Genomic DNA, 20332 nt, shown 5'->3' with positions numbered 1-20332 from the left:
GTGGCACGCACCACCACCGCGGCGGCCGCGCCGCCCGCGGCCGGTTCCGCGCCGGACGCGGGCGGCCGCCGGCTGCCCCGCACCCTGCACCCGGTCGCCTGGTGGGTCTGGGCCCTCGCGCTCGCCACCGCCGTCAGCCGCACCAACAACCCGCTGCTGCTGTTCCTCGTCCTGGCCGTCCTCGGCTACGTCATCACCGTGCGCCGCACCGATGCCCCGTGGGCCCGCGGCTTCAAGTACTACCTCTACCTGGCGCTGACCGTGGTCGCCATCCGCGTGACCTTCCGCGCGGTCTTCGCCACCGGCATCACCCCCCGCGACCACTTCCTCTTCTCCCTCCCCCACATCCCGACCCCCGACTGGTACGCCGGTATCCAACTCGGCGGCCCCGTCTCCCTGGAGGCGCTGCTCTCGGCCGCCACCGACGGACTGCGCCTGGCCTGCATGCTGTGCTGCATCGGGGCGGCCAACACCCTGGCCAACCCGAAGCGGGCGCTGCGCGTCCTGCCCGGCGCGCTGTACGAGCTCGGCGTCGCCGTCACCGTGTCCCTCAGCGTCGCGCCGCAGCTGGTCCAGAGCGTGCAGCGGGTGCACCGGGCCAAGCGCTTGCGGGCGGGCCGCTCGAAGGGGCTGCGGGCGCTGCGCGGGATCGTCGTCCCGGTCCTGGAGGACGCCCTGGAGCGCTCCCTGCGGCTGGCCGCCGCCATGGACTCCCGCGGTTACGGTCGCGCGGGCACCGCCACCCGCCGCTCCCGCCGGGTGACCGGCGCGCTCATGCTGCTCGGGATGTGCGGACTGTGCGCCGGGGCCTACGGGCTCCTCGACGCCACCGCCCCCGCCCTGCTCGGCCTGCCCGCCATGGGCGCGGGCGCGCTGCTGTGCTTCGCGGGGCTGCGGCTCGGCGGGCGCCGGATCACCCGGACCGCCTACCGGCCCGACCCGTGGCGCGCCGCCGAATGGTCCGTCGCGGGCTGCGGGGTGCTCTCCGCCGTGCTCCTCTTCGCCAACGTCGGCTTCAACGCGGCCGAGCTGAACCCCTCGATCTACCCGCTCAGTTGGCCCACCCTCCCGCTGGTCCCCGCGGCCGCCGTGCTGCTGGCCGGGGCCGCGGGCTTCCTGGCGCCGCCGCCAACTCCACCCGCCCGACCCGCCGTCCCCGCACCGCGCACCGAGGAACCCAAGTGATCACCTTCGACCAGGTCCGCGTCCAGTACGAGGACACGTCCGAGCCCGTGCTGCGCGATGTGGACCTGACCGTGGAGGAGGGCGAACTCTGCCTCGTCGTCGGTCACACCGGTGTCGGCAAGTCCACGCTCCTGGGCGCCGTGAACGGTCTGGTCCCGCACTTCACCGGGGGCACCCTGTACGGCCGGGTCACCGTCGACGGTCGCGACACCGCGCACCACCCGCCCCGCGAACTCGCCGACGTCGTCGGGGTGGTGGGGCAGGACCCGCTCGACGGTTTCGTCACCGACACCGTCGAGGAGGAACTCGCCTACGCCATGGAGCAGTTGGCGGTGGCTCCGGCGACGATGCGCAAGCGGGTCGAGGAGACCCTGGACCTCCTGGGCCTGGCCGACCTGCGCCACCGCGCCCTGCACGAGCTGTCCGGCGGCCAGCAGCAGCGCGTCGCCATCGGGTCCGTCCTGACCGCGCATCCGCGCGTGCTGGTGCTGGACGAGCCGACCTCCGCGCTCGACCCGACCGCGGCGGAGGAGGTGCTGGCCGCGATCACCCGCCTCGTCCACGACCTCGGGGTCACGGTCCTGTTGGCCGAACACCGCCTGGAGCGCGTCGTCCAGTACGCCGACCGGGTCATCCACCTGCCCGGCGACGGCCGCGTCGTGTCCGGGCCGCCCGCCGAGATCTTCCGTACGTCGTCCATCGCGCCGCCGATCGTGGAGCTGGGCCGGGCGGCCGGTTGGTCACCGCTGCCGCTCTCGATCCGCGACGCCCGCCGCGCCGCCGCGCCGCTGCGCGCCCGGCTGGCGGACCGCGTCGCGCCGCCGGTGCGCCCGGCGCCCGCGGCCGATCGCCCGGTGCTGCTGCGCGCCCGCGGGGTCACCGTGACCTACCACGGCGTCCCGGCCGTGCGCGAGGTCGGCCTCGCGCTCCACGGCGGCGAGGTGACCGCGCTCATGGGTCGCAACGGCTCCGGCAAGTCCTCCCTCCTCTGGGCGCTCCAGGGCTCCGGCCCCCGCAAGGCGGGGACCGTCGCCGTCGCCGCCGGAGGGGACGGCGGGGGCGCCGCGAAGCCCCGGGACCCCAAGGACCTCTCCGCGGCCGCGGCCCGCCGCCTGGTGGGCCTGGTCCCGCAGACCCCCACCGACCTGCTCTACCTCGAATCGGTCGAGCAGGAGCTCGACCAGGCCGACAGCGAGTCCGAGGTGGGCGGGGACGGCGTACGGGCACGGGCGATCCTGGACCGACTGGCCCCCGGCATCGACGGCACCACCCATCCCCGGGACCTCTCCGAGGGCCAGAAGCTCGCCCTCGTCCTCGCGATCCAGCTCACCGCCGCGCCCCGGGTGCTGCTGCTCGACGAACCGACCCGCGGGCTCGACTACCGCGCCAAGGGGGAACTGATCCGCATCGTCGACGACCTCGCGGCGCAGGGCCGGGCCGTGGTGATCTCCACCCACGACGTCGAGTTCGTCGCCCGCGCCGCGGACCGCGTGGTGGTGATGGCCGAAGGGGACGTGGTCGCCGACGGCCCCACCACCGAAGTCATCGTCGCCTCGCCCGTCTTCGCCCCGCAGACCGCGAAGATCCTCGCGCCGCTGCCCTTCTTGACGGTCGATCAGCTGGCGGCCGTACTCCCCGCCGCGCCGCCGGCCGACGGAACGGACCCGCACGCGTGAGCACGTACACCGCGGCCATCCGGATCCGCGCCCGGGCCGGGGTCGTGATCGCCATGGCGGCCTTCCTCGGGATCGTCGCCTTCTTCTGGCCGTTCCTCGTCGCGCCGGGGAAGTTCGGCTCGAACTACGCCCCGCCGCTGATCTTCGGCGTGCTCCTGGTCGTCGTGCTCTGCGTGGTGGTCTCCGAGATCGCCGAAGGGGGCATCAGTTCCAAGGCCCTGGCCATGCTGGGCGTGCTCTCCGCGGTCAACGCCGCCATCCGCCCGCTGGGGGCGGGCACCGCCGGGATCGAGACCGTCTTCTTCATCCTCGTCCTGGCCGGGCGGGTCTACGGTCCCGGTTTCGGCTTCACGCTGGGCTGCACCTCGCTCTTCGCCTCCGCCCTCATCACCGGCGGGGTGGGGCCGTGGATGCCCTACCAGATGTTCGGCTGCGCCTTCGTCGGCATGCTCGCCGGGTTTCTCCCGAAGGCCTCGGGGCGCCGGGAGGTCGCCCTGCTCGCCTGCTACGGCTCGGTGTCCGGGTACCTCTTCGGCTTCCTCCTGAACCTGTCCTTCTGGCCCTTCTCCCTCGATCCGAACAGCTCCATCGCCTATCTGCCGGGCCTGCCCTTCACCGAGCAGTTCCACCGCTACCTCGCCTTCGACCTGGCCACCTCGCTCGGTTGGGACACCGGACGGGCCGTCACCAACTTCGTCTGCGTCTGCCTGGCGGGACCGGCGGTGCTCACGGTCTTCCGGCGGGCCGCGCGCAAGGCCCGTTTCCAGGCCCCGATCCGTTTCGAGCCGCCCCGCACCCCTCCTCCAACGGATTGAATCTGATCACCCATTAGCCATAAACGATCACGCTAAGTGCCTTGTCATCGGCATTTGTGTGAATAGCTGACCGCACCGCTCCACCCCTGGGGAGTCGGATCCTCCGAAGGGTGTGCGATGCGACGTGTCTCCGAGAACCGGCCCGGCGGCTCGTACGGGCGCGCTCGCACCGCGCTCTGCGCGGTGGCGGCCTGCTGGTTCCTGCCGCTGACGCCCGCGGTCGCGGCGCAGCCGTCCCCCTCAGCGCCGCCCCCGTCGCCCGGCGCGCGGGCGGCGGCCCCCACGGCGGTACCGGAGCCCGCGGGCGGCGTCCCGCGGGCTGCGGAGGGCGCGGATCCGCGGACCCCGGACAGCGCCGACCTCGCGGTGTCCGGCGTGCTGCGGCCCGGCGTGTCCGGGGACCGGGAGCAGCGGGAGGGCGCGGCCTCGGCGGTGCGGGAGACCTTCGACTACGTCGTGACGGTGACCAACCGCGGCCCCTCCACCGCCCGGCAGGTGCGTGTCACCGACCGGCTGCCCGCCTCCCTGGAGTTCGTCTCCTCCCGCGACGGCTGCACGGCGCGCGGTACGACGGTGGTGTGCGGGCCGTTGGACACGCTGCCGGTGGGTGCCTCGCACGCGTGGGTGATCACCGTGCGGTTGGCGGCCGACTACCGCGGGGACGGCGCGGACATCGTCAACGAGGCGGTGGTCGACGCGGCGACCTCGGACCCCGACTCCCACAACAACACCACGTCCCTGACGGGCCTCAAGGTGCCGATCAGCGCGCGCACCGCCGACCTCTCGCTCCGCAAGACGGCGCAGCTCGCCAAGGGGCGCGAACACGTCAGGCCCGGCGAGAAGTTCACGTACCTGATCTCGGTGCACAACCAGGGCCCGGGCACGGCCCGACAGGTCACCGTCACCGACCTGCTCCCCTCCTCGCTCACCCTGCTCTCCTCGCCCGACGACTGCGAACTCGAGCGGGGACAGGACCGACGGGTGGTGTGCCCGCCGCTCCCGCGCCTGGCGGCCGGGGAGACGGCGGAGTTCCGGATCACCGTGCTCGCCGGCGCCACGGACCGGGCCAACCCTCCGGCGAGCATCTGCACGCCCCTGCAGAACGTCGCGCGCGTCGCCAGTGCGAGCTTCGATCCCGACCCGTCGGACAACGCCAACGCGCCCGACACCACCGGACCGCACGGTGGCCGGCTCTGCCTGATCTCCGACGGCGGCAAGGACCACCACGGCGACGACGGCGACGGTGACGACGGCGACGACGGCGATGGCGGCGATGACGGTCGTGACGACGCGCACGGCGGGCACGAGGACCACGGCGGCCGGGGCGAACACGGCCGCGAGGACCAGCACGGCGGCCGCGGCGACCTGGCCGACTCCGGGGCCGCCGTGCCGCAGTGGCTGCTGTGGGCCTCGGCCTCCCTGGTGGCCGGTGGAGCCGCACTGCGCACGGCGTCCCGCACCCGGTCCCGGACGTGACCCCGGGGCGTGCGCCCGGGGCCTGGCCCCGGAGCGACGCCCCCGCCGACCACCGCCGAGCGAGCAGACGAGGAACCACAGGAATGACAGTGCCCTGGAGCCCGACCCCGAGCCCGGGCCGGCGCGGGAGCCGGTACGCGGCCCGGCACCGCCGGTGGCGGCGGGCCGCCGTACCGGTGCTGTGGGCCGCCGCCCTGCTGCTGCCGCTCGCCCCGGCGGCAGCGGCCCCGGCCCCCGGCCCGGACCCGGTCGCCGGGACCCGCGCGGCGGCCGACGGACGCGGTCCCCGGGCCCTCGCCTTCCCCGTCAACGAGACCTTCGACAGCTCCACCAACCTGGGCACCGCCAGCGGCAACGCCAGCTATCCGGGCGGTGGTTGGCTGCGGCTGACGTCCGCGAGCAGTTCCCAGGCCGGCACCTGGAAGATGAAGGACTCCTTCCCTTCCAGTCTCGGCATCCTCGCCGAGTTCAGCTACGCCACCTACGGCGGAACCGCCTTCGAGGGCAAGCGCGGTGACGGTCTGTCGTTCTACCTGGCCGACGGCGCGGCCTCCGACGGGGTCGGCCCCTCCGGCGGCAGCCTCGGCTACGCCTGCTCGGGCCCGCTGCCGGCCCGGTGCACGTCCTCGGGCGTTCCGGGCGCCTACCTCGGCATCGGACTGGACGAGTTCGGCAACTTCTCCTCGGACGTGGTCGGCAACGGCGGGCCGGGCAACCGGGCGAACAAGATCGTGGTGCGCGGCGGCGGCAACGGCTCGACCGGCTACCGCTACGCCACCGCCGTGGACGGGCCGGGCGGGACCGTGGAGACCGGCAGCCGCGCCAAGGAACGCAAGGTGCGCGTCTCCCTGCTGCCCAGCGGTACCAAGATGTTGCTGTCGGTGTGGTCCGACAGCGGCCCCGACACCGCCATGACCCAGCTCGTCGCCGACTACGACGTCACCGGGATCACCGGCCAGCCGAAGCTGCCGGACACCCTCAAGGTGGGCTTCTCCGGGAGCACCGGCGGCGCGACGAACATGCACGAGATCGACGACCTCAGGATCAACGTGCCGGCCGACCTCACGATCGTGAAGTCGGGCGCCCCCGCGAGCGTGCCCGCGGGCGGCGGGCCGGTGACCTACACCCTCACCGTCTCCAACAGCCAGGCCAACGAGGTCACGGGCGCCGCCGTGCGCGACACGGTGCCCGGGCTGACCGACGTCACCTGGACCTGCCGCGCCGGTACCGGCGGCACCTGCGGCCGGGCCTCCGGCAGCGGGAACGCGCTGGACACGACGGCCGACTTCAAGCGGGGCGGCTCGGTCACCTACACGGTCACCGGTACGGCTCCGGCCCAGCCGGTCACCCTCACCAACACGGCCACCGTGACCGCCCCGGCGGACCGCACGGACACCAATCCGGCCGACAACAGCTCCACCTCCGCCAGCACGGTCGTGACGGCGCGCGCCGACGTCGCCGCGCTCAAGGAAGGGGTCGGACCGGGTCCCGTGGCCCCCGGCCAGGAGTTCGACTACAAGATCACCGCACGCAACCTGGGGCCCTCCCACACGACCTCCGTCAAGATCGCCGACACGCTTCCGGCGCCGCTGCGGTTCGTCTCCTCCCCCGACGGGTGCACGGCCTCGGGCCAGCAGCTGTCCTGCCCGGTCCGGGCCGCGCTGGGCGCCGGGGCGGACACCTCGTGGACCGTGCGCGTCCGGCTGGACGCGGCCTACGAGGGCGACGGATCGGACCTCGGGAACGTCGCGACGGTCCAGCACGCCGTGACCGACCCGCAGTCGGCGAACAACACGAGTGCGGCCGCCGCCCCGCCCGGCGGAGTGGCGCCGGCCCGCGCGGACCTCTCGCTGACCAAGGCCGCCGAGAACAAGTCCCCGGTCGCGCCCGGCGAGACCTTCACCTACACGGTGACCGTGCGCAACGCGGGCCCGTCCGTGGCCCGCCGGGTCTCCGTCGCCGACCCGCTGCCCGCGGCGCTCGCCTTCGTCTCCTCGGCCGGGGGCTGTACCGCCGTCGGCCGCGACGTCACCTGCGCCGCGGAAGCGGCGCTGGCCCCGGGCGGGGTCCGCTCGTGGACCTTCACCGTGCGCCTCGACCCGGCGTACAGCGGTGACGGCAAGACCGTGCAGAACACCGCGACCGCCCGGTCGGACACCGCCGATCCGAACCCGCTCGACAACAAGGGCTCCGACGGCGTGCCCGGCGGGCGGGTCCGCCCGCCGACCGCCGACATCGAGCTGGCCAAACGGGCCGTCGCGGGCTGACCCCGGGCCCCGCCCGGCAGCCCCGCTCGACCGCCCCGCTCCCCCACCGACTCCCGTACGCGCGCGCAGCGCTCCGTACGGTCCGTGTTCCCCCGCTCCCTCCCCCCGCACGAAACGGAAACGATGCGCGATGACGACGACACCAGGCCGGCGGCCGGTGGTGTGGGCCCTGGCCCCACTGCTCTGCGCCGCGGCCCTGTGGACCGGACCGGTCCCCGCCGCTGCCGCGGCCGCCGCACTGCCCGGGGGAGGGCAGACGGTCGAGGTGACGGCACGGCGTGCCAAGGCCCCCGGTGACCTGATCACCTACACGCTCACCGCGAAGAACAAGGGCCCGTCGGTGGCCCGCAACGTCACCGCGACGGACAAGCTCCCGGCCGGGATCTCCTTCGTGGACTCCTCCGACGGCTGCACCGCCGTCGGCCAGACCGTCACCTGCGGGCCCGAACCGCAGCTGGCCGCCGGGCAGTCGAAGAGCTGGACCTTCCACGCGCGGCTGAGTCCCTCGTACCAGGGCGACGGCACCGACCTCGGCAACAGCGCGACCGGCACCTCGGACGCCACCGACCCCGATCCGGGCAACAACAAGCCGGATCCGGTGCTGCCGCCGGGGCCCTTCGACCCCGTCTCGGACCTGGCCACCGTCAAGACCCCGCTCGGTGCGGGCCCGACCATCCCCGGCCAGGAGTACGAGTACTCGGTCACCACGACCAACAAGGGGCCGTCCGACGCGCGCAACGTCAAGATCGTCGACACCCTGCCCGACGGCCTGACCTTCGTGTCCTCGGCCCACCCGTGCGCGGCGTCCGGACGGACCGTGACCTGCGGACCGCTGGCCCGGCTCGTCCCGGGCGGCGAGGTGGTGTGGACCTTCAAGGTGAAGCTGGACGCCGCCTACGCCGGTGACGGCAGCGACCTGCGCAACACCGCGACCTCCTCGTCCGCGTCCAAGGACCCGGAGCCCGCCGACAACACCTCGCACGCCGTGCTCCCGCCGGGCGGGGTCACCGAGCCGCAGGCCGACGTGTGGACCACGAAGCGGCCCGCCGACGACACCCCGATCGCCCCGGGGCAGACCTTCGAGTACGTGGTGAGCGCGCACAACGACGGCCCCTCCCGGGCCCTCGACACCACCGTCACCGACAAGCTGCCCGCGCAGCTCGCCTTCGTCTCCTCCCCCGACGGCTGCTCGGCCACGAACGGCACGGTCAGCTGCGGCCCGGTGGCCGTGCTGGACCCCACGGGGTCCCGCACCTGGCGGTTCACCGTCCGCCTCGACAGCGGCTACACGGGCGACGGATCCGACATCCGCAACACGGCGACCGCCACCTCGCGGACCAAGGACCCCAACACCGCGAACAACACGAGCAGCCCGGCGGGCCTGCCCGGCAGCAAGGTCAACAAGCCGACCGCGGACCTGGGCGTGACCAAGGAGGCCGTCGGCACGAAGCCGCCGGTGCCGGGCGAGACCTTCGACTACCGGATCAAGGTCACCAACAACGGCCCGTCGGCCGACGCCTTCAACGTCAAGCTCTCCGACAACCTCCCCGAGGGCCTCTCGTACGTGGCGTCCTCGCCCGCCGGGTGCACCGTCGCCGGGCACCTGGTGTCCTGCAAGCGGACGGCCCCGCTCAAGGTCGGCGAGACCGTCGAGTACCTGCTCACCGTCAAGGTGGATCCCGCGTACAGCGGTGACGGCAGTGACCTGAAGAACACCGCCCAGGTGACGGCCGACAACATCGACCCCGCGAGCGGGAACGACAAGAGCACCGCGACCGTGCCCGGCGGGCACGTCACGGACCCCGCGGCGGACCTCGCCATCACCAAGAAGCCCGTCCAGAGCGCCCCCGTGGCCCCGGGCGAGACCTTCGACTACGCCCTGACCGTCACCAACAACGGCCCCTCCCAGGCCGAGCAGATCACCGTCTCGGACACGCTGCCGACCGCGCTGAGCTTCGTCTCGGGCGACGCCACGTGCACCTCCGGACGGACCGTCACCTGCGGCCCGCTGCCGAGTCTGGCGCCGGGGGCCTCGATGACCTGGGTGATCAAGGTGAAGCTGGATCCGGAGTACACCGGCAACGGCTCCGACATCCGCAACACCGCCACCGTCGACTCCCTCACCCACGACCCCAACACCGCGAACAACACGAGCGCGGCCGCCGGCCCGCCCGGCGGAAAGGTCAAGGACCCGACGGCGGACCTGGAGGTCGGCAAGACGACCCCCTGACCCCGTAGCGGTATCCCGCCCGCCCGGCGCCGCGCGCGCCGGGCGGGCACGGGCCCGCTCCGTCCCGCCTCGCGGCGGGTACGGGGCGGGCCTACGGTGGTGTGGCTGTGTTCCCTCACCTGGGTCCTCGGACGACAGGAGATCGTGCGGTGAAGCCAACCCACATCCGGCTGGGCCGGGCCTGCGCGGCCGCCGCCGCGGCGGGCGTGCTCGTCATCACGGCGGTTTCGGCCTCGGCGTACGGCGCCACCGCCCCGCCGCCCTCCCCCTCCGCCTCCTCCCCCTCCTCCTCCGCCAGCGCTTCACCCGGTACGGGCGCCGCCTTCCCGCAGCTCAACGCGGCCGTCGCCGCGCAGTTGGACGCGGCGGTGCGCGAGGTCATGCGCGAGACCGGGGTGCCGGGAGCGACCGTGGGGCTGTGGGCCCCCGGCAAGGGCAGTTACGTGAAGAGCTTCGGCGTCGCCGACAAGGTGACCGGCGAGCCGATGCGCGGCGATCTGCGCGTGCGCATCGGCAGCGAGACCAAGACCTTCACGGTCACCGCGCTCCTCCAGCTCGTCGACCAGGGCAAGCTCGGCCTGGACGACACCATCGGCACGTACGTCCCCGGCGTGCCGAACGGCGACCGCATCACCCTGCGCGAACTGGCCGGCATGCGCAGCGGGTTGTTCAACTACACCCTCGACCCCGGCATGATCAAGGCGTTCGAGGGCGATCCCGCGCAGAGCTTCGAACCGCAGCAGCTGCTGGACTACTCCTTCAAGCACCCGGTGAACTTCGCGCCCGGCGCGAAGTTCGAGTACTCCAACACCAACTTGGTGCTGCTCGGCCTGGTGGTGGAGAAGGTGACCGGGCGTCCGCTGCACGAGGTCATCGCGCAGGACGTGCTGGAGCCCGCCGGGCTGCGCGACACGCTCTTCCCGACGGACGCGCGCCTCCCCGATCCGCACGCGCACGGCTACACCGACCAGACGGCCTCGGGGAAGATCGCGGACGCGACGGACTGGAACCCCTCCTGGGCCTGGGCCGCCGGAGCGATGATCTCCGACCTCCAGGACCTGCGCGGTTGGGCACGGGTGCTCGCCACCGGGACCCTGCTGACGCCCGCGACCCAGGCGGAGCGGTTGAAGACCACCGCGATGGACATTCCGGGAGCGGGCTACGGGCTGGGCATCTTCGACGTGCAGGGCTGGATCGGCCACAACGGCTCGCTGCCCGGCTACGAGACCCTGACCGTCTACCTGCCGCAGGCCCAGGCCACGATGGTCATCGTCCTCAACACCGACGTGGAGACCAAGGGTCAGGAGCCCAGCACGCTCTTCGGCGAGGCGGTCACGCAGATCGTGACCCCCGACCACGTGTACCCGGGCCACAAACCGCTGGTCCCCAAGAAGAGCGGCTGAACCGCTACTTCGCCAGCGCCCGGACGGCCTGCCCCTCCAGCTCCAGGCAGCGGTCCACCCGCTGTGCCAGCGCCTCGAAGAGCGCGCCGCGCCCCTCCGCGTCGGCCCCGGCGTCGGCGTCCCGGGCGAGCACGGCCAGTTCCGACCAGTGGCGGGCGGACTCGCGGAAGAGTCCGGCCGCCTCGGGGCGCCCGACCAGGTCGAGGAAGTCGGCGTACAGCGGCCGGGTCGCCCCCGGGGCGGTCCACTCCTCCTCCAGGCAGGCGTGGAGCCGCCCGGTACCGGCGCGCAGGGCCTCGGGGGAAGCGCCGAAGCGGCTCTCCCATCCGGTCCGGGTGGTGCGGTCGCGCAGCTGCGCGGCGAACTTCTCCATCCCGGAGAAGCCGAAGTTCACGTCGAACTGGTTGCCCAGGACGGGCCCGGTGAAGTGGCCGACGGTCGAGGCGATCGCCCCGTCCACGTCCGGCTCCCCCTCGGGCGGCCCGGTGGGCACGATCAGCTGGTGGCGCCCCTTGCGGTGCGCCGTCCAGGCCGCCCCGAACTCCTCGCGGTCGATCCGGTACGGGGTTTCGGCGCCGTCCTCGATCAGCAGGTCGTCGCCGTCGTAGCCGGCGATGACCACGGTGTGCGGGTCGGCGCCGGTCATCTCGGCGTCCGGGTCGGCCTCGTGCCAGGGCAGGGAGGAGCGGTCGACGACGCAGAACGCCGGCTGGCCTTCGTCCAGCGCCGCCCGGACCCGGCCCCAGCGGGGCTTCATCGCGCGCGTGGCGTCGTACGGGACTCCCAGGCGGCCGAGCGCGACCTGCACCCAGGGCTCGGGGTGGGCCTGGGCGACAATGGTGGCGATGGGGGCGCGGCCCTCGTACTCGAAGACGAAGTACATGAAGCCGACGCCCCCGGCGAGGCCCGCGACGAGTTCCTCGTCGTGGACGCTGCCCAGGGCGTGCCGGATCAGGGAGGCTTCCCGGTGGCGTCCGGTACCGAAGTCTTCGTACACGAGCACAGTCATGCGCCCAGCCTAGCCGCGCGGCGGGGGCGGACCGACCCCCGGTGCGGGGCACCGCCCGTCCCCCGCCCATGCCCGGCCGGGCTGACTGACATATCGGTCAGTGCGGCGTGTGGTGGCTCCCGGCCGACGGTCCGATGCTGGAGTCATGGGCGTCCACGGTGGGCCGACGGGCACGACGCGGCGCGCGCTGCGCACCACGCTCGCCGCGTGCGCCGCGTTCTTCGTGTGCCTGTACGGGCTGGACCGGCCCGTCGCGGCGACGTACGCGCTCTTCGGGGTGGTCTCGATGGCCGCCCTCTCCCACGTCCCCGGCACCGGGCGGCAGCGGGCGGCCGCCCTGGTGCGGACGGCGCCCGTCGCCTGGGCGCTGGTCACCGTCGGGAGCTACCTCGCGGTGCGGACCTGGAGCGCCGTGGCCGGCATGCTGGTGATCGGCTTCCTGCTCGCCTTCGCGGCGGCCGCCGGCCCCAGGGCGGCGGGGGCCGCCCCCGGACTGCAGCTGCTCTACATCCTGCCGTGCTTCCCGCCCTACGCCCCGGACACCCTGGTCGAGCGGCTCGCCGGAGTCACCTTCGGGCTGGCGCTGCTGGTCCTCGCCGAGGCGTTCGTCCTGCCCGAGCGGCGCGCCCCCGCCTACCGGGAGCTGGCCGCCCGGGCCGCCGTGACCGCGGCCCGCTGCGCGGTCGAGCTGGAACGCGAGCCGTACCGGCTGTCCCCCGCTTCGGCACTGGCCGCCCCGGCCGCCGGGGAGTCCCTGCGGCCCTTCCGGGTCACGGAGGCCGAGCGTCCCGCGGGGCCCGGGCTGCGGGACCGCGCCCTCAGCCACGCGGGGCTGGCCGCCCGGACGCTCCTCAACCGACTGGTGAACCTCCCCGCGCCGCCGCCGGGCGAGCGGCCGCCGGACCCCGAACCGGAGCTGCTGTCCGCGCTGGCCCGCTGCGCGACCGGGACCGCGGCCCTCCTGCGCGGCCCCGACGCGATCGACCCGGCCCGCACGGCCGACGCCCACGACGCCCACGACGCGCTGCGGCGCGTACGGGCCCGGGCGAGGGCCGCGGGCGCGGACGAGCGACCCACGACGGCGGCCCGGGGCCTGCGCCGGGCCGCGACGCTGGAGGCGGCCGACGCCGCGCTGGCCTTCGCCACGGCGGCCGAGCTGGCCGTGCGGGGCCGCCGGGCCGACCCACCGGCCGAGACCGATCCCGGCCGCTTCTGGTACGCCGGGCAGCGCGCCCCCCGTCTGTGGTGGCACCGGCTGGCCGCCCACGCGGGGCCCCGGTCCGTCCACTTCCAGAACGCCGTCCGGATCAGCCTCGCCCTGGCGGCGGCCCGTACGGTCGCGGGCGTGGAGTCGCTTCCCCACGGCTTCTGGGCGATGCTCGCCGTGCTCAGCCTGACCCGGACCACGGCCGCGCAGACCCGGGCGACCGTACGGCTGGCGCTCACCGGCACGCTCGTCGGCGCCCTGGTGACCGCGGCGCTCCTGACCCTGGTCGGCGGGCGGACCACCGTGTACGCCGTGGCCCTGCCCTTCGTCATGCTCGTCGCCTTCACGGTGGGGCCGGTACGGGGCGTGGGCTGGTCCCAGGGCATGTTCACCCTCGTCGTGTCCTTCGTCTTCGCGCAGCTGGCGCCCGTCACCTGGCGGTTGGCCGAGGTCAGGATCATGGACGTGGTCATCGGCAGCCTGATCGGCACCGTCTTCGGACTGCTGGCCTGGCCACGGGGCGCGCAGGAGGAACTCCACCGGGCGGTCGCCCTGATGCTGGCGCGCGCGGCCGATACCGTCGAGGCCGCCACGGCGGGGGTGGCCGCGGGCGGACCGGGGACCGTCCCCGACGACCGCCCGCTCCAACTCGCCCTGTCGCTGGCCGAGTCGGCGTTCGCACAGCACCAGAGCGAGCCCCGGCCGGCCGTCGGCGGCGCGACGGACTGGCAGGCCGCGATCCTGACGGGCCATCACGTGCTGTGGGGATCGCGGCGGTTGCTCGGCCGGGGCGGCCGCCCCCTGGCCGGGGCCGAGGGCAGGTGGCTGCGCGAGCGCGCGGGCGCGGTGGCCGCGCTGATGCGCGGGGCGCCCGGGGCGGCGCCCGCCGAAGCGGTGCGCACCGGCACGGCGGCACCGGACCTCGCCCCGCCCCGGTTCTTCGCCACCCTCGCCTGGCTTGACTCGCTCACCCGGGACGTGGAGCGCTGGACCGCCCCCGGCGCGCCGCGCTGAACGGACCCGCCCGGGCGGCCCGGGTACCTGACCGGCTGATCCCTACCAGGTGAGCGGCAGCTCGAGGGGGTGGCGCCAGAGGGATCCGACGTTCCAGCGGACCTCCTCGGCCGGGGTCGCGAGCCGCAGACCCGGGAAGCGGTGCAGCAGCGAGGCGACGGAGACCTGCAGGACCATGCGGGCCAGGTGCGATCCCAGGCAGTGGTGGCCGCCGTAGCCGAAGGCCATGTGCGGGGCGGATTCGGTGCGTTCGAAGTCGATCCCGTCCGGCCGGTCGTACACCGAGCCGTCCCGGTTCGCCGTCAGGTAGGAGACCTGCACGGTGTCACCGGCCCGGATCAGCACCCCGCCCAGCTCGACGTCCTCCAGCGCCACCCGAGGGGTGCCCACCCCCTGGCGGAACGGGATGAAGCGGAGCAGTTCCTCCAGTGCCTGCGGCAGCAGTGCGGGCCGGGCCCGTAACTGCTCCAGCCGGTCCGGGTGGGTGAGCAGGGTGTAGACGATGTTGCTGATGGCGTGCGCCGTGGTGTCGTGCCCGGTGACCACCAGCAGCATGGTCAGGACGGCGAGTTCGTCCTCCGTCAGGGTCTCCTCCCCGATCCGCGCGGTGGCGAGCGCGCTGATCAGATCGCCTCCGGGACGCCGACGGCGGGCGAGCGAGAGCGCACCGAAGTACGCGCGCAGCCGCGCCTCGGCCCCGACCGCCGCGGCCCGCCCGTCGGGGTGCATCGACGTCATGTCGGTGGCCCACGCCCGCAGCCGGGGCCGGTCCTCCTCTGGCACGCCCATCAACTGATAGATCGTCAACAGAGGGATCTCGTGGGCGAGGTGGGACACCAGATCCGCGCGCCCGGCCTCGGCCACGGCGGCCGCCATGGCGTCCAGCAGGCCGTCGACCGTCGTGCGGACCCACGGCCGCACGGCCTCCACCGCCGGGATGGTGAAGGCGCCGATGACGAGGCGGCGGACCCGGTTGAGCACCGGCGGGTCCATGAGGTTGATCGACCCGTCCGCGACGACGGGGACCGGGGTGGTGCGCGGGAAGTCCTGTCCGACGAGTGCGGCCCGACTGAAACGGCGGTCGGAGGTGACGGTGCGCACGTCGGCGTACCGGGTCACCAACCAGCAGTCGCCCTGCCCGTACGGCATGGCGATGCGCGTGATCGGCGCCCGGGCCCGCAGCCCCGCCATGGCGGGGTCCGGCTCCAGGGCCACGTCGTGGCGGAAGGGGCAACTGCGGACGGTCTCGGGGCCGGTGGGCTCGGCGTCCGTGTCGGCGTGGGGGCGGGCGTGGGTCATCCGGGCACTCCTTGTCGGTGCGGCGGGTGCGGGCGGCGGCCCGGGAGCGGGGCCGGGGGTGCGGTGACGGGCACGGTCACCCGCAGGGGTGACCGGTCGGGTGGCACGATGTCACTCCCCCGCCGCCGGGGGACCCCTCGGCACGGCACCGTGCCCCGTACACCTTCAAGACCGCTGGTTCACAAGGGCGTTCGGGCGCCGCCGACCGGCAGGGCGGCGCAGCGATGTGGAAGATCATGTGCCCGTTATAGCGCCACACACGCCCCACTGGTACGCCCCGTTCACACTGCACCGGCACGGCGGCGTACGTACGGTGGATCGCGGAGTCCAGGGCGCGGCAGCCCGTGCGTCGGGCCGGTGGGCCGCCGCGCCCCGCCGCGTCACTTCTGCGCCAGGACTCCCGCGCCGGTGTGCTCGGTGCCCGGAGCCGCCTCGACGGTCTGGCTGTACGGGTTGTCCTTCGAGGCGGGCCGGATCTTCTGCGCGGGGACGTGGTCGGTTCCGGGCGCGGCGTGGACCGTCCGCTGCCGGTGGGAGTCCTTGCCCGGGGTTCCGCCGTGGCCGTCCGCGGCGTGCGCGGCGCCGCCGAAGGCGACGGTGCCGAGCAGGACCGCGGCGGAGGTGGCGACGATGCGCTTGCTGATCTTCATGGGGAGCTCCTTGGAGTGACTGTCCGTCGGGCTGTCCGACTGACACCACGAACCTAGGAGAAAAGGACATTTCGCCGCTCTAACGCCTTCCGGGCCTCCGGGCCCCGTGCTCTTACGCCCCGCCGACCCGACCCGGTCCACGACCGAATCCACGACCCGGTCCGCGACCCGATTCCTACGGGAGAGTCGACTTGTCCGATTGAAGGGTCACGGTGTCCGCGCGTCTGGTAGTTATCACGCGGAGAGTTGCCGGAGGCCCGGACCGGGCCCGGGAACGACGGTCCGGGGCGCAGCCGTGACGGCCCCGGCGGGGTACTGAGGAGCGCGGGGGTGGGGACGGTGCGACGCGAGCCGCTGGGGGACCTGGTGGTGGTGGTCCCGGGCATTCTGGGCAGCCGCCTGGCAGTGGACGGCAGGGAGGTGTGGGGCGCGTCGGCCGGTGCGGTCTGGCAGGGCATCCGGACCTTCGCCGGGTCCGTGAAGGGCCTTCGACTTCCGAAGGACCTCGGTGACGGGCACCCCGGGGACGGCGTGACGGCGGTCGGGCTCGTCCCGTCCCTGCACGCGCTGCCCGGGGTGTGGCCGCTGGTCAACGGCTACAGCGGCCTGCTCGGCTGGCTGGAACGCACGTTCACGCTGCGCCGTGCGCTGCCGGGCGATCGAGCGGACGCTCCGGTGAACCTGGTCGAGTTCGCCTACGACTGGCGGCTGTCGTGCCGCTACAACGCACGGCAGCTGGCCGCCCGGGTGGACGAGGCACTGGGGCGGTGGCGGGAGTCCGCCCCGCACCGCGCGGACGCCCGGGTGCGACTGGTGTGCCACTCCATGGGCGGGCTGGTGGGCCGGTACTACGTGGAGTGCGCGGGCGGCGCGGAGGTGACCCGGCAACTGATCACGCTGGGGACCCCGCACCGGGGCTCGATCGGGGCCCTGGAGTCGCTGGTCAACGGGCACCGGATCGGCGGCGAGCGGCTGGGGGTGGATCTGAGCGGTTTCGGACGCAGCCTCCCGTCCACCCACCAGCTCACTCCCGACTACGCCTGCCTGGAGGGCCCGGACGGGCTGCGGTACCCGAAGGAGATCGCCGGCGGCCTGCACGGTGTGGATCCGCTGCTCCTGGAGGATGCCGGGCGGTTCCACGCCGAGATCCGGTGCGCGGCCGTGCAGCGGATCCGGCGGGGCGGGACGGACCGGCTCTGCCTGCCGGTGGTCGGCGTACGGCAGCCCACCCCGACGACGGCCGCCCTGGAGGGCGAGCGCCTGCGGCTGATCGAGACCATCGAGGGCCACGACGAGGGCGGGGACGGGCGGGTGCCGCGGTTCGCCGCCTACCCCGCCGAACTGCCCATGGACGACCCGACGGTGCGGGCCTCGTTCGCCCATCACGGCGCGATCAAGGGCCACCCCGGGGTCCTGGAGGACCTGTTCGACTGGCTCGCCCCCGCGCCCCGCGTCTACCGCGGCGCGACGGCCGCCTATCCGCTGAGCGTGCGCGTACCGGACTACCTGGCGTCGGGCGCGCCGCTGCCGGTGCGGGTCGAGGTCGCCACCGAGCGCGACGGTGGGGACGAGCTCTCCGTCCGGGCCACCGTGACCGGTGAGGGCGTCTCGGTGTCGGGCACGCTGAGCAACCTCGGCGGGGGCCGCTACACGAGGGCCTTCCCCCGCCTCGGGCCGGGAGCGTACCGGGTCTCCGTCCACGCCTCGCGCGACCACGAGGACACCGCGGTGACCGCACTGACCCTCATCGGAGGCGACGCATGACCCCCAGCGAGCACGCCGACGCGGTCGGCGCCGCGTCCGGCACCGCATCCGTCCCGGGCACGTTCCTGGCGACCGTGTACGACCGCTACGAGGATCCGGCCTTCCGGCCGCTGCCCGGCGCCGTCGAGCAGGTGGACGAACTCGCCGAGGCTCTCGCCCCGTTCGGCTACCGGCCGACCGTCCTGAAGAACCTCGGACAGGGCGCTCTCGTCGACGCTCTCAACGCGTGGCGCAAGCGCTGGCGCGCCGACGGGAACCACGGCCCGGCCGTCGTCGCCTGGTCCGGACACGCGGAGCTCGACGACAAGAGGAACCTCCAGCTCATCACCCGCGCGACGGCGAAGGAGGAGCTGGGGACCCCCGACCTGTTCTACGACCCCGAACGCCTCGCCGGTCAGATCCTGTCCAGCAGCGCGGACCAGATCCTCATCCTCCTCGACACCTGCCACTCCGCCGCCGGGGCCCTCGGCGCCGTCGACCACGCGCTGACCGCCTGGAGCAACCGCACCCTGCCTGAACCCCGCACCTCCTGGCTCGGCGTCCTGGCCGCCTGCCAGGCCCACGAGAAGGCCGCGGGGGGCCGGGGGCTGCTCCTGGAGACCGTACTGCGCCTGCTGCGCGACGGCCCCAGTGGAGCCGGCGACGGCAGCGGAGCCGAGCCGCGATCGGGCCGGTACCGGCACGAGTGGAGCGTGCGCAACGAAGGCATCACCGGGGACACCCTGGCCCAGGCCGCCATGGAGGAGTGCCGCGACAGCGGGCAGGTCCCCGCCTGGGCGGCCACCGGTCGACCCAAGCCGATCTTCCACAACCCGCTGTGGCGGCGGCGCGCCGGTGAGGCGCTGGTGGAACACCTGGTGCTCGCGGCCCGGGGCATCGACCCCACCGAGGAGGGCTGGTTCTTCACCGGGCGGCGCCTCGCCCTCGAGGAGATCACCACCTGGCTCGCCACCGGCGCGCCGGGGATGCTGCTGCTGACCGGCAGCGCCGGAGCAGGGAAGTCGGCCGTCGCGGGCCGCATCGCGGCGCTGTCCCACCCGGAGGAACGCGCCGCCGTCATGGAGCACGCTCCCCTGACGGAGGACGACCCGGACCCGGGCCAGGGCAGCGTGGACGCCGCCCTGCACCTGCGCGGCATGGGCGTACCGGACCTGGCCGCGGCGCTCGCGGACAAGCTGGGCCTGCCCGAGCCGAAGACCCCCGCCGGGCTGATCGCCGACCTGGAAGGACTCGAAGCCAAGGGCGCACGGCGCCACGTCCTGGTGCTGGACGGCCTGGACGAGGCCACGCCCGGGCAGTCGGATCCGATCGCCGACCAACTACTGGTTCCCCTGAGCCGGTTGTGCACCGTACTGCTGGCCTCGCGGGATCGGCCGTTCCGGCCCCACCTCGAACCCGGCGAGACCCTGGAAGCGGCGCTGACCCGCACGGTGGGCGCCGCCGTGAAGGTCCTCGACCTCGACCAACAGCCCGACACAACCGCCGACATCGCCGACTACGTCCGCAAACGCCTCACGGTCGACGGGCTGCCCGTCGAAACGGCGCGGGAGGTGGCCCCGGTCCTCGCCGAACGGGCGGCCAACAGCCGCGGCGGGTTCCTGTTCGCCCGGATCGTCGCGTCCGCGCTCGCCCGCGACCTGGCCGACTCCCCCGACCGGCCGTGGCGCGAGCAGATCCCGGCCACCATCGCCGACGCCCTGACCCGGGACCTGGCCACCGGCACCGCCCTGCGACGCGACGGGCACGACCTGCCGCACGCCGCGGACGACCTCCTCGCCGCACTCGCCTGGGCCGCGGGCAAGGGCATGCCCGCCCACGGCGTCTGGCAGACCGCCGCCCGGGCCGTCAGCCGGCACGACACCGCGTACGGGCCCGCGGACATCGACTGGCTCCTGGCCCACTACGGCCGGTACATCGTCGAGGACAGCGACGGCCACCAGGCCGTCTACCGGCTGTACCACCGCGAGCTCATCACGCACCTCCGGAAAGCGTCCTCCACTCCCGCCGGGGACAGCGGCCCACCCGCACTGTCCATCCTCCGCTCGTTCGTGGACCTGACCCTGGAACAGACGGCCGGGGGCACCCTGCCGGACCTGGCGAACCCCTACCTACAGCGCCACCTGCCCGATCACGCCCTCGCCGCCGGCGGCCCCGGGGTCACGGCGCTGCGGCAACTCGCCGAGGCCAATCCTGACGCCTACCTCCCCGACCTCGCCATGTCACTGAGCTACCTCGCCCTCCGGCTCGCGGAAGTCGGACGGCGCAACGAGGCACTCCCCCCGGCCCAAGAAGCCGCCACCATCTACCGCACACTCACCGAGGCCAACCCCGACACCG

Annotated in this window: 12 protein-coding genes and 1 pseudogene; 10 read left to right on the top strand and 3 right to left on the bottom strand. The window is 74.2% G+C overall.

Annotated features, from left to right (window positions below):
* The 7 genes from ACFWAR_RS16070 to ACFWAR_RS16040 all read left to right on the top strand — a co-directional run bounded on the left by ACFWAR_RS16070 (nt 1) and on the right by ACFWAR_RS16040 (nt 11052).
* The gene (locus ACFWAR_RS16070; RefSeq protein ID WP_385777404.1) at nt 1-1185 is read left to right on the top strand and encodes an energy-coupling factor transporter transmembrane component T; all 1185 of its coding nucleotides are present in this window, start codon (nt 1-3) and stop codon (nt 1183-1185) included.
* The gene (locus tag ACFWAR_RS16065) at nt 1182-2861 is read left to right on the top strand and encodes an ABC transporter ATP-binding protein (RefSeq protein WP_385777402.1); all 1680 of its coding nucleotides are present in this window, start codon (nt 1182-1184) and stop codon (nt 2859-2861) included. Before ACFWAR_RS16070 ends, ACFWAR_RS16065 begins: the two co-directional genes overlap by 4 nt.
* Nucleotides 2858-3676: an ECF transporter S component gene (locus ACFWAR_RS16060; RefSeq protein ID WP_385777401.1), complete on the top strand. Its 819-nt coding sequence runs from the start codon at nt 2858-2860 to the stop codon at nt 3674-3676. The genes ACFWAR_RS16065 and ACFWAR_RS16060 overlap by 4 nt, the downstream gene beginning before the upstream one ends.
* Nucleotides 3677-3793: 117 nt before the next feature.
* On the top strand, nt 3794-5152 hold the full coding sequence (locus tag ACFWAR_RS16055; RefSeq protein WP_385777400.1) for a hypothetical protein: 1359 nt from the start codon (nt 3794-3796) through the stop codon (nt 5150-5152).
* 83 nt (nt 5153-5235) lie between these two features.
* Nucleotides 5236-7419, top strand: coding sequence for a hypothetical protein (locus ACFWAR_RS16050; RefSeq protein WP_385777399.1), 2184 nt, complete (start codon nt 5236-5238; stop codon nt 7417-7419).
* Between the two features lie 130 nt (nt 7420-7549).
* A complete protein-coding gene (locus ACFWAR_RS16045; protein ID WP_385777398.1) occupies nt 7550-9649 on the top strand; it encodes a DUF11 domain-containing protein in 2100 nt (699 codons plus the stop codon).
* 149 nt (nt 9650-9798) lie between these two features.
* Nucleotides 9799-11052, top strand: coding sequence for a serine hydrolase domain-containing protein (locus ACFWAR_RS16040; protein WP_385777396.1), 1254 nt, complete (start codon nt 9799-9801; stop codon nt 11050-11052).
* Nucleotides 11053-11056: 4 nt separating this feature from the next.
* Here ACFWAR_RS16040 and ACFWAR_RS16035 read toward each other — a convergent pair whose 3' ends face one another.
* Nucleotides 11057-12061 (bottom strand): BtrH N-terminal domain-containing protein, encoded by a 1005-nt coding sequence (locus ACFWAR_RS16035; RefSeq protein WP_385777394.1) that lies wholly within the window; start codon nt 12059-12061, stop codon nt 11057-11059.
* 145 nt (nt 12062-12206) lie between these two features.
* Between ACFWAR_RS16035 and ACFWAR_RS16030 the strand changes: the two genes are divergently transcribed.
* Nucleotides 12207-14282, top strand: coding sequence for an FUSC family protein (locus tag ACFWAR_RS16030; protein WP_385777393.1), 2076 nt, complete (start codon nt 12207-12209; stop codon nt 14280-14282).
* Between the two features lie 42 nt (nt 14283-14324).
* Here the strand turns inward: ACFWAR_RS16030 and ACFWAR_RS16025 are convergent, their stop codons facing one another.
* Nucleotides 14325-15581, bottom strand: coding sequence for a cytochrome P450 (locus tag ACFWAR_RS16025; protein WP_385777391.1), 1257 nt, complete (start codon nt 15579-15581; stop codon nt 14325-14327).
* Nucleotides 15582-15961: 380 nt separating this feature from the next.
* A complete protein-coding gene (locus ACFWAR_RS16020) occupies nt 15962-16231 on the bottom strand; it encodes a hypothetical protein (protein ID WP_385777389.1) in 270 nt (89 codons plus the stop codon).
* Between the two features lie 330 nt (nt 16232-16561).
* Between ACFWAR_RS16020 and ACFWAR_RS16015 the strand changes: the two genes are divergently transcribed.
* Nucleotides 16562-17995: an esterase/lipase family protein gene (locus ACFWAR_RS16015; RefSeq protein ID WP_385777387.1), complete on the top strand. Its 1434-nt coding sequence runs from the start codon at nt 16562-16564 to the stop codon at nt 17993-17995.
* Nucleotides 17992-20332 (top strand): annotated as a pseudogene (locus tag ACFWAR_RS16010) (hypothetical protein); the annotation flags it as partial. The gene ACFWAR_RS16015 and the pseudogene ACFWAR_RS16010, both read left to right, overlap by 4 nt.

It is taken from the genome of Streptomyces sp. NPDC059917 (assembly GCF_042730635.1).
GTDB lineage: Bacteria > Actinomycetota > Actinomycetes > Streptomycetales > Streptomycetaceae > Streptomyces.
Note: the sequence above shows the minus strand (reverse complement) of the source record. Positions and strands in the feature narration are given on the sequence as shown.